This window comes from Thermus sp. (genome assembly GCF_040290245.1).
Classification (GTDB): domain Bacteria; phylum Deinococcota; class Deinococci; order Deinococcales; family Thermaceae; genus Thermus_A.
The window spans coordinates 1-8,081 of record NZ_PSMQ01000070.1; the positions used below are offsets into that span (position 1 = coordinate 1).

6 protein-coding genes and 1 pseudogene are annotated in these 8,081 nt (G+C 66.6%); 1 reads left to right on the forward strand and 6 read right to left on the reverse strand.

Annotated elements, in window-relative coordinates:
• From C4301_RS08595 to C4301_RS08620, 6 genes are all read right to left on the reverse strand, one after another.
• Positions 1-823 (reverse strand): replication initiator protein A (locus tag C4301_RS08595; RefSeq protein WP_352414680.1); only part of this gene is annotated, 823 nt, incomplete at its 3' end.
• Between the two features lie 96 nt (positions 824-919).
• The gene (locus tag C4301_RS08600) at positions 920-2,731 is read right to left on the reverse strand and encodes a glycogen debranching N-terminal domain-containing protein (RefSeq protein ID WP_352414681.1); all 1,812 of its coding nucleotides are present in this window, start codon (positions 2,729-2,731) and stop codon (positions 920-922) included.
• Positions 2,732-2,734: 3 nt separating this feature from the next.
• Positions 2,735-4,087: a carbohydrate ABC transporter permease gene (locus C4301_RS08605; protein ID WP_352414682.1), complete on the reverse strand. Its 1,353-nt coding sequence runs from the start codon at positions 4,085-4,087 to the stop codon at positions 2,735-2,737.
• Positions 4,087-5,187, reverse strand: coding sequence for a carbohydrate ABC transporter permease (locus C4301_RS08610; protein ID WP_352414683.1), 1,101 nt, complete (start codon positions 5,185-5,187; stop codon positions 4,087-4,089). Before C4301_RS08610 ends, C4301_RS08605 begins: the two co-directional genes overlap by 1 nt.
• A 49-nt stretch (positions 5,188-5,236) precedes the next feature.
• Entirely contained in the window at positions 5,237-6,469 is a 1,233-nt protein-coding gene (locus C4301_RS08615; protein WP_352414684.1) for an ABC transporter substrate-binding protein, read from the reverse strand.
• A gap of 60 nt (positions 6,470-6,529) precedes the next feature.
• Positions 6,530-7,495: a LacI family DNA-binding transcriptional regulator gene (locus C4301_RS08620; protein WP_503012419.1), complete on the reverse strand. Its 966-nt coding sequence runs from the start codon at positions 7,493-7,495 to the stop codon at positions 6,530-6,532.
• 218 nt (positions 7,496-7,713) lie between these two features.
• Here C4301_RS08620 and C4301_RS08625 point away from each other — a divergent pair.
• A pseudogene (locus C4301_RS08625) lies at positions 7,714-8,081 on the forward strand (DUF1640 domain-containing protein); the annotation flags it as partial.

Here is an 8,081-nt window from a genome sequence, read left to right on the forward strand (position 1 = left end):
CGCCCCCGGCCTCCTCGCCGAAGACGTAGACGATGCTTTGGTTCTGCCCCCGGTCCAGGTACTCCACCGACTCGAGGTAGCGCCGCTCCATCAGCTCCCTGTGGGCGGGCTCCAGGGTGCGCCGCACCTTGTCGGGCCGCTTATGGACGATCTTGCACGCGGCGGCCCACTCCATGAGGTTCACCTCGAAGCGGGCCAGGGGGGAGGGGTTTTCCGGAGAGAAGCGCTGGGCGTCCAGGAGGCGGTAGAGGGCCCGGCTCAAAGGACGCTTCAGGCTGGCCATAAACTCGATGTCTATAGGTTTGACGTAGTTTTGCTTCAAGGACCGCACGATCTCCTTGGCCAGGGTGATGCGCAGCACGCTTGCCCGGTCCAGGCGGCCCGCTGCGGAGGAGGTGTACTCCAGTTTTTCGATGTAGCGGAAGGTGACGCTCTGCCAACGCCCGTTGGAGCGCCAGGCCTCCGAGAGGACGTAGGTGGCGGTGGTGAGGCGCATGAGGCTCTCCTTGAGGGCCTGGTAGTAGTAGCCGGAGGTGTCCAGACCCATGAGCTTGAGGATCTGGTAGGGGGTGGTGGTGAAAGCCCCGTCCTCCGGGGCCCCGGCGTTGAAGTAAAGGGCGATCAGGGCCAGGGAGACCTCGTTGTCCAGGCCATGGGGGACCCCACCGACCTTCTCGCTGGCGTAGCAGGCCAGCTTCACCGGTTTCCCCAGGAACTCGAACTCCTCTTCCCAGGAGGCGTACCCCTCGGGGATGCGCTCCTGGATGGAGATAAGCCCGAGCCGGGCCACGTTGGCCTCGTCCAGGTGCTTCGCTGGGACCAAAGCCGGTTTTTTTGGGACCGGTTCCGGGCCATCTTCCCATGATTTTAACCCCCCGGCCGGGGCGGCTGGGGTCAGGCCCCGCCCGTACGGCCTTGCCTACCAGGCGCGGACCCCGTGGGCCAGGGCGTAGAGGTAGACGACCGCCCCGGCGTCCCAGGCCTGGGGGCGGCAGGCCACGGGGTAGGGAACCGGGGGCAGGCCCGGTTCCCTGGGGAAGCCCGCCACCAGCTCGGGAAGCCGGAGGTCGGGCTGGGAAAGGGCCAGGTCCAAAAGGGCCTGGACGACCCTCTGTCCTTCCTCCGCCAGGCCGTAGCGGAAAAGCCCCCCCGCGAAGAGGGCGGTGTCGTGGGGCCAGACCGAGCCGTTGTGGTAGGAGAGGGGGTTGTACCGGGCTTCCTTGGCCCCCAGGGTGCGCAGGCCCCAGCCAGACCAAACCTCCTCGGAGAGGAGGGTGTGGACCAGGGGTTTGACCCTTTCCTCCGGCACCGCCCCGGCCCAGAGGAGGTGGCCCGCGTCAGAGGCCTTGACCCGCAGGGGGGCCTTGTGCCGGTCCAGGGCCAGGGCATAGGTGCCGAGCTCGGGAAGCCAGAAGCGCTCCTGGATCAGCCGGTAGAGGGCTTCCGCCCGTTTTCCGGCCCTCTTGGCCGCCTCTTTTTCCCCCAGGGCGCGGTGGAAGGCCTCCGCATAGCGGAAGGCCAGGTGGGCGTACCCCTGGACCTCGCTCACCGCCAGGGGGGGCTCGGCCAGGCTGCCGTCGGCGTGGCTCATGGAGTCGTGCGAGTCCTTCCAGGACTGGACGGCGAGGCCCGAGCCGGAAGGGTGGAACTCCAAAAGGCCGTCCCCGTCCGGGTCGGCTCGTTCCAGCCAGCCCAGGGCGGCCTCCCAGGAGGGGCGGAGCTCCCGCACCAGGCCCAGATCCCCCGTGAGGTCCAGGTAGCGGCCGAGGAGGACCAGGAACAGGGGGGTGGCGTCCACGGTTCCGTAGTAGCGGGCGAAGGGCACCTCTCCCAGGCGGGAAAGCTCCCCGAGGCGCACCTCGTGGAGGATCTTCCCGGGCTCCTCCTCCCGGAAGGGATCGTGGACGCGGCCCTGGCGGTGGGCCAGGTAGCGGAGAACCCCCTGGGCCACCTCCTTCCCCCAGGGGAGGAGCATGAAGGCGGTGAGGAGGCTGTCCCGGCCGAAGGGGGCGACGAACCAGGGGATCCCGGCCGCGGGGACGAAGCCCTCCGGGGTGGCCAGCAGGAGGGCCCGGAGATCCAGAAGGGCCTGGCGCAGGGGGGCTTCCCAGGCCCCCTCTCCTCGAGGGAAGGCCTGGAGGAAGGCCTCGTAGTCCGGCAGGTGGCCGGGGGCCTCCGGTACCTGTTTCCCTGACGGGAAAGCACCCAGGGGGCTTTCCAGACGGAGGCTCAGGACGAGGGCCTCCTGGCCCTTCGGGGGAAGAAGAAGGCGGAAGCCCCCGGGCGGCGGTTCCGGGTCCAGGACCACCCGCTGCTCCACCTTGTCCCTGGCCCGGTGGCTTAGGCCCGCCCCGATGGGTGTTGTGCCGTGCCACCCCCGCACCTGGAAGAGGTCGGCAAAGCTCGCCTGGAGTTCCAGCCCCACCTGAAGCTCCAAGGCCCGGGGGGAGAGGTTGTGGAAGACCAGCCTCTCCACCACCCGGCCCCGGGCCACCTGGAGCTCTCGCCGGAGGAAGGCCTCGCCGTCGGGGCCCTGGAACCGCCCCCAAAACTGCACCAGGCGGTCGGGCCGGGGCACCCGGGTCTCCAGGAGCTGGAACCCCGGGGGTAGGTCGAGGCGGTACCGGGCCAGGAACCGGGTGTCGTGGCGGTAGAAGCCCTCGGGGCCTTCCTCGGCAAAGCCCCGGGCGCTCAGCACGAGGTAGGTGTCGTCCTCTTTAAGGGGGATCATGCCTTACTCCTTCAAGGCGCCCACGTTCACACCCTCCACGAAGTAGCGTTGGAAGGCCGCGAAGAGGATGAGCACGGGAACCATGGAGAAGAATCCGCCCGCCAGGATCAGCCCCCAGTCCCCCACCTGGCCGTAGGCGTTGCGGAAGGAAAGGAGGCCGATGGGGAGGGTGTAGATGTCCCGGGGGCTCGTCAGGACCACGAAGGGCCAGAAAAACTCGTTCCAGACCCCCTGGAAGGTGAGGATGGCCAGGGCCCCGAGGGCGGGTGTGGACATGGGGAGGATGATGCGCACCAGGGTCTGGATGGGGGTGGCCCCGTCGATCAGGGCCGCTTCCTCGATCTCGCGGGGGATGGACTCGAAGAACTGCTTCATGATGAACACCGCCCCCGCCCCCACCAGGCCCGAGAGGATCAGGCCGGCGTAGGTGTTGAGGAGGGTGTCCACCCCGAAGAGCCTGGAGATCCCGAAGATCCCGTCCCTTAAGACCAGGTAGTTGGAGATGAAGGTCACCTGGGAGGGCACCATCATGCTGAAGAGGGTGAAGAGGAAGAGGGCCTGCCGCCCCGGGAACCGGAGGCGGGCCAGGGCGTAGCCCGCCATCGAGGCGAAGGCCAAGGTGGTGAGGACCTTGGCCAGGGCGAGGAGGAAGGAGTTAAGGGTCCAGCGCAGGAAGAGGCTCTCCCCGGTCTCCAGGCTCCGGGTCTCCCGGAAGGCCCGCACGTAGTTGTGAAAGACGTATCCAAAAAGCCCTGGGACCGCGTTGTCCCAGCTGGCCACCCGGCCCCGCCTTTCCAGCCGGGTGGGGTCCAGGCTGGCCCCCACCAGGACCATCCCCCGCGCCGCCTCGAGGTCCAAAGGAACCCGTTCTAAAAAAGGCCCCTTCCCGGCGGGGTAGACCAGGCGGAGGCGGTAGCGGAGGACCTCCCCCTCGGCCTCTCCCAGGCGGGCCGGCCGCCTTTCCAGAAGGGTGGGCCCCTCGAGGCGGACCCATTCGGAGGCGTACGGGGCTTCAAAAACCGCCCCCATGCCGGCCCCGGCCTTGCGCCGGGGGATCTGGGCAAAGACCTCCGCCTTCTGCCCCTGGGGGAGGAAGTAGGCCACCTCCAAAACCACCTCCCGCCCTGGGCGCATTCCTCCAAGCCAGGGGTTTCCCGAGCCCGCCCGGCCCAGCCGCCAGGCGGCGGCCCAGTTCTTGGGGGAGACCTGGGCGAAGCGGAGGCTGAAGGGCCACTCCAGGGGGTCCGGCTTCAGGCTGGCCAGAAACCCCATGAGGAAGGGGGCCACGAAGAAGACCCCGAGGGCGAGGAGGAGGCCGTAGGTCCAGGCCACCCGGGCAAAGAGGCGGGGCCCCATCAGGACCACCCCCTCTCGCTCACGCCAAAGCGGCGCTGGAGGAGGACGATGAAGAGAGTAAGTCCGGCCAGGAAGAGGGCAGCGGCTGAGGCCAGGCCCACCCGGGGCTGGGCCCCCGAGGGGAAGGCGTTGTTGTACACGTAGAAGGCTAGAGTGATCGTGCTCTCCAGGGGAGCCCCCCCAGAGCCTCCCACAAAGAGCACCTGGTCAAAGAGCTGTAGAGTGCCGATGAGCCCCAGGGTGATCACGAGGAAAAGAACCGGCCTTAGAAGGGGTACGGTGATACGGGTGAACATCACCCAGGGGCTGGCTCCGTCCAGGGCGGCGGCCTCGTAAAGGGTCCTGGGGATGCCCTTGAGCCCGGCCAGGAAGAGGACCATGAAGGTGGGGATGGTGGTGTAGGTGTTCATGAGGATGATGGCCCACAAGGGGTAGGGCAGGCCCAAAAAGGTGGCCCGCGTGGGAAGCCAAGGGATTTCCACCCTGAGCCCCAGGGGCTTGAGGAACCCAAAGAGGGCCAAGGCATAGGTCCCAAAGAAGGCCCCCAGGGCGGAAAGGATGGCTAGGGCCGGGTCCCAGAACCCCGCCCGCCTTTGACGTCTTTTCCAGGCCACCTGGAGGGTTTGCAGACCCAGGAAAAGGAGGGCGAAGGCCAGCAGGTGGGGCAGATGGGCGAGGAACAGGGTCAGGTTCTGGTTCACGAGACCCGTGCGCTGGAAGAGCCAGAGGAGCAGGAGGCTTGCCGCTGCGGTAGAGACCACCGAGGGGAGGTAGTAGAGGGTGCGGAAAAAGGTGACCCCTCGCAGCGGCCGATTCAGGGCCACGGCCAAAAGCAAGGCGAAAAAGGTTTGGAGCGCGGTGACGATGACGCTGTAGATCAGGGTGTGCTTTAGGGCGGTGAGGAAGAGGGGGTCTTGGAACAGGCGGAGGTAGTTGCTGAGCCCGATCCACTTCGGGGGGGCGAACAGGTTGTAGTCGGTGAAGCCGAAGTAGAAGGCGCGAAGAAAGGCGTAGAGGAAGAAGACCCCCAGGGTGAAGAGGAAGGGCAGGAGCAAAAAGAGGGCGTAAAGGCCCTCGAGGGTGCGTGTGCTAAGCCGCATGCTCGAACCTCAAGGGGTGGCCCAAGGGGGCCACCCCTTTGCCCTTGGACTACCGTCTTCCGGTCAGCCGATCCAAAGCCGTCTGGGCCTCCTTAAGCGCCTGGTCCACGCTCTTTTGCCCCGTGATGACCGCCTGCAGGGCCTCGTTGATGGGGCGCATCCAGTCCCCGCCGTAGCCCAGGAACTTGAAGGGGTAGACGTTCCCGCCCTGGAGGCCGGACCCCGTGAAGACGATGCGGTTCAGCTCCGGTTCCCTGCCCGGCCGCTGGAAGTAGGGGTTGTTGGCCAGGGCCCACCGGCTCGGGATGGCCAGGCCCCGCTCCAGAACCCACTGCTGGGCCTCTGGGGAGGTAAGGGCCTTGAGCACTTTGGCCGCCGCTCCCTTGTTCTTGCTGGCGGCGTTCATGCTCCAGGATACCGTGAAGACAAAGTTCCCCCGCTTCTTGGTGACCGGGTCTATGGGAAGGAAGGTGGTCCTGTACTTCAGGTTCGGGGCCTTGTCCCGAAGGAATCCCCCGATCCAGGCCCCCTCTATAGCCGTGGCTGCCTTTTCCCCGCCAAAGCAGCCGCCCGTCCAGCCCTCCCCCAGGTCCTGAGCAAACCGGGCGGCTCCCCGCTTCACCAGCCCCGTGTACCACTCGAAGGCCCGCCGGAAGTTCTGGTCCAGAACGGTATGCCCCTTTTCATCGAAAGGTTTCCAGCCTGTAGCGAAGGCAAAGGCCCCGAAGCGTGCGAAGTCAGCCACTACGCAAAGTCCCGCTACGTCCTTCAGTTTGCCTTGCACCTTTTGGAGCTTGGCCTCAAAGGTTTCCCAGGTGTCCTGCTGGTTGGGGTAGGGCACCTTGGCCTCATCGAAGAGGTCGGTGTTGAACTGAAGGGCCAGGGTGTTGAAGTCCTTGGGAATGCCGTAGAGCCTCCCCCTGTAGGTGAAGGCCTGGACCAGGTTCGGGAGGAACTCCCCTACCTCCTGTTTGCTAAAGTAGCTGTCCAAAGGTTCCACGCGCCCGGTGGCGAAAAGGCCTTCTGACCAGAAGATGTCCACATAAAAGAGGTCTGGGGCCGTTCCTGCAGAGAGGGCATTGAAGAGCCACTGGGTGTAGTCTCCCTCGATGGGTTCATAGAGGACTTCGATCCCCTCCTTGTCCAGCTTAGGCTGGACCACCTCCTTTAAAAGGCCGTTTACGATTGCGATATCCGTTCCTCCCCAGCCCGAGATGCGCACCTGGGTCTTGGCCAAGGCCAGGCCCGAAAGGGCCGCCAAGAGGATGAAAAACCGCCGCATGCTTTCCTCCTTTCCTTGAACCTCGCTCAACCTAAAAGCCGCTAACCGCCGGATTTTTTCCTAGTCTCCCACCCCCCTTCGCGCCGTGGTGCCCCGGGGAATGAGGTGGACGGGCACCCGTTTCCCCAAAGGGGCTTCCCCCGCCAAGGCCAGGCCCAGGAGGTGGACCGCCTCCCGGGCGATCGTGGGGAGGTCCTGGTGGACGGTGGTGAGCCGCTCCCCCACCTCGGGGAGGTCGTCGTACCCCACCAGGCTGACCTCCTCGGGCACGCGCAGGCCCAGGTCCTCCAGGGCCGCCCAGGCGCCCAGGGCCATCTCATCGGAGGCGGCGAAAAGACCCGTGAAGCGAAGCCCCCCCTCCCAGGCCCTGCGCACCGCGCGGTAGGCGGAAAGGGCGCTGAACTCGCCGTCTAGGACCCTCTCGGGGTGGAAGGGCAGGCCGGCCTCGAGCAGGGCCTTTTTGTAGCCCATGAGCCGTTCCCGCCCCGCCTGGTGGTGAAGGTAGCCCGTGAGCACGGCGACCTCCTCGTGCCCGAGCTCGAGGAGGTGCCGCGTGGCCAGGTACCCCCCGGCCGGATCGTCGGGGGCCACCCAGAAGCTCCCAGGGTAGACGCCGATGAGGACAAAGGGGTGGCCGGCTTTCTGCAGGGCCTCGATTCTTGGATCGTGGTCGTGGGCCCCCAAAAGGACGTAGCCCCGGGCTTCCTCCAGGGGAAGGCCCCGGGCGTCCGTGGCCACCTCCTTGACCCGGAGCCCCACCCGCCAGAGCTCCTCCGCCAGGTTTTCCAGCAGGAGGACGAAGTAAGGGGTGTAGCGCCGCACCTCAGGGGCCAGGAGAAGGCCCACGGTGCTGGGTTTCCCCACCAGCTCCCGGGCCACGGGGTTAGGGGCGTACCCCAGGGTGCGGACCGCCTCCATCACCCGTTCCTGGGTTTCGCGGCTTACGCCGGGGCGGCCGTTGAGGGCCCGGCTCACCGTGCTTACGGAAACGTTTGCAATACGTGCGATTTCCCTAATCGTAGGCATCTTTGACCTTTTCATCGTAAACGTTTACACATCCAAGCTAACCGGTCTTCCCGGTCCTGTCAAGGGTGGGGCGGGCACCGCCTTCTTGCGGCCTCCATCCCGTTTTTGCGGGTCCTCAAGCCCTCGTCCGGCCCTCTCCAACCCCGGGGTGTGGGCCTTTCGGGCTGGGGCCCCCTATGCGCTTTCCGTTCGGGCCGCGTGTGCTAGGCTGGAAGCGGATGACCCTGGAGGAGCGCCTGTACAAGCTCGAGGGAATCGTGGAAGGGGTGATGGCCACCCTTCCCCAGGAGATCTTTGCCCTCCGGCAGGAGGTCAAGGCAGAGCTTTTGGCCTTTCGCCAGCAGCTGGAGGGCTTCAGGCGGGAACTCTGGGAGGAGTTCTCGAGCTTCCAGAAGCGGGTGGAGGGGCGGCTGGAGGCCTTTGAGCGGGAGGTCCGGGGTGAGCTTGCCGGGCTTCGGCAGGAGGTGGAGGCTTCCAGGGGGGAGACCCGCGGGGAGCTGTCCGCCTTCCGGGAGGGGATGGAGGTCTTCAAGCGGGAGGTCCGGGGTGAGCTTGCCGGGCTTCGGCAGGAGGTGGAGGCTTCCAG

Excerpts from the sequence above, each read along its gene's own strand:
- C4301_RS08600 (WP_352414681.1), bottom strand. The coding sequence starts at position 2,731 with ATGATCCCCCTTAAAGAGGACGACACCTACCTCGTGCTGAGCGCCCGG.
- C4301_RS08605 (WP_352414682.1), bottom strand. The coding sequence starts at position 4,087 with ATGGGGCCCCGCCTCTTTGCCCGGGTGGCCTGGACCTACGGCCTCCTC.
- C4301_RS08610 (WP_352414683.1), bottom strand. The coding sequence starts at position 5,187 with ATGCGGCTTAGCACACGCACCCTCGAGGGCCTTTACGCCCTCTTTTTG.
- C4301_RS08615 (WP_352414684.1), bottom strand. The coding sequence starts at position 6,469 with ATGCGGCGGTTTTTCATCCTCTTGGCGGCCCTTTCGGGCCTGGCCTTG.
- C4301_RS08620 (WP_503012419.1), bottom strand. The coding sequence starts at position 7,495 with ATGCCTACGATTAGGGAAATCGCACGTATTGCAAACGTTTCCGTAAGC.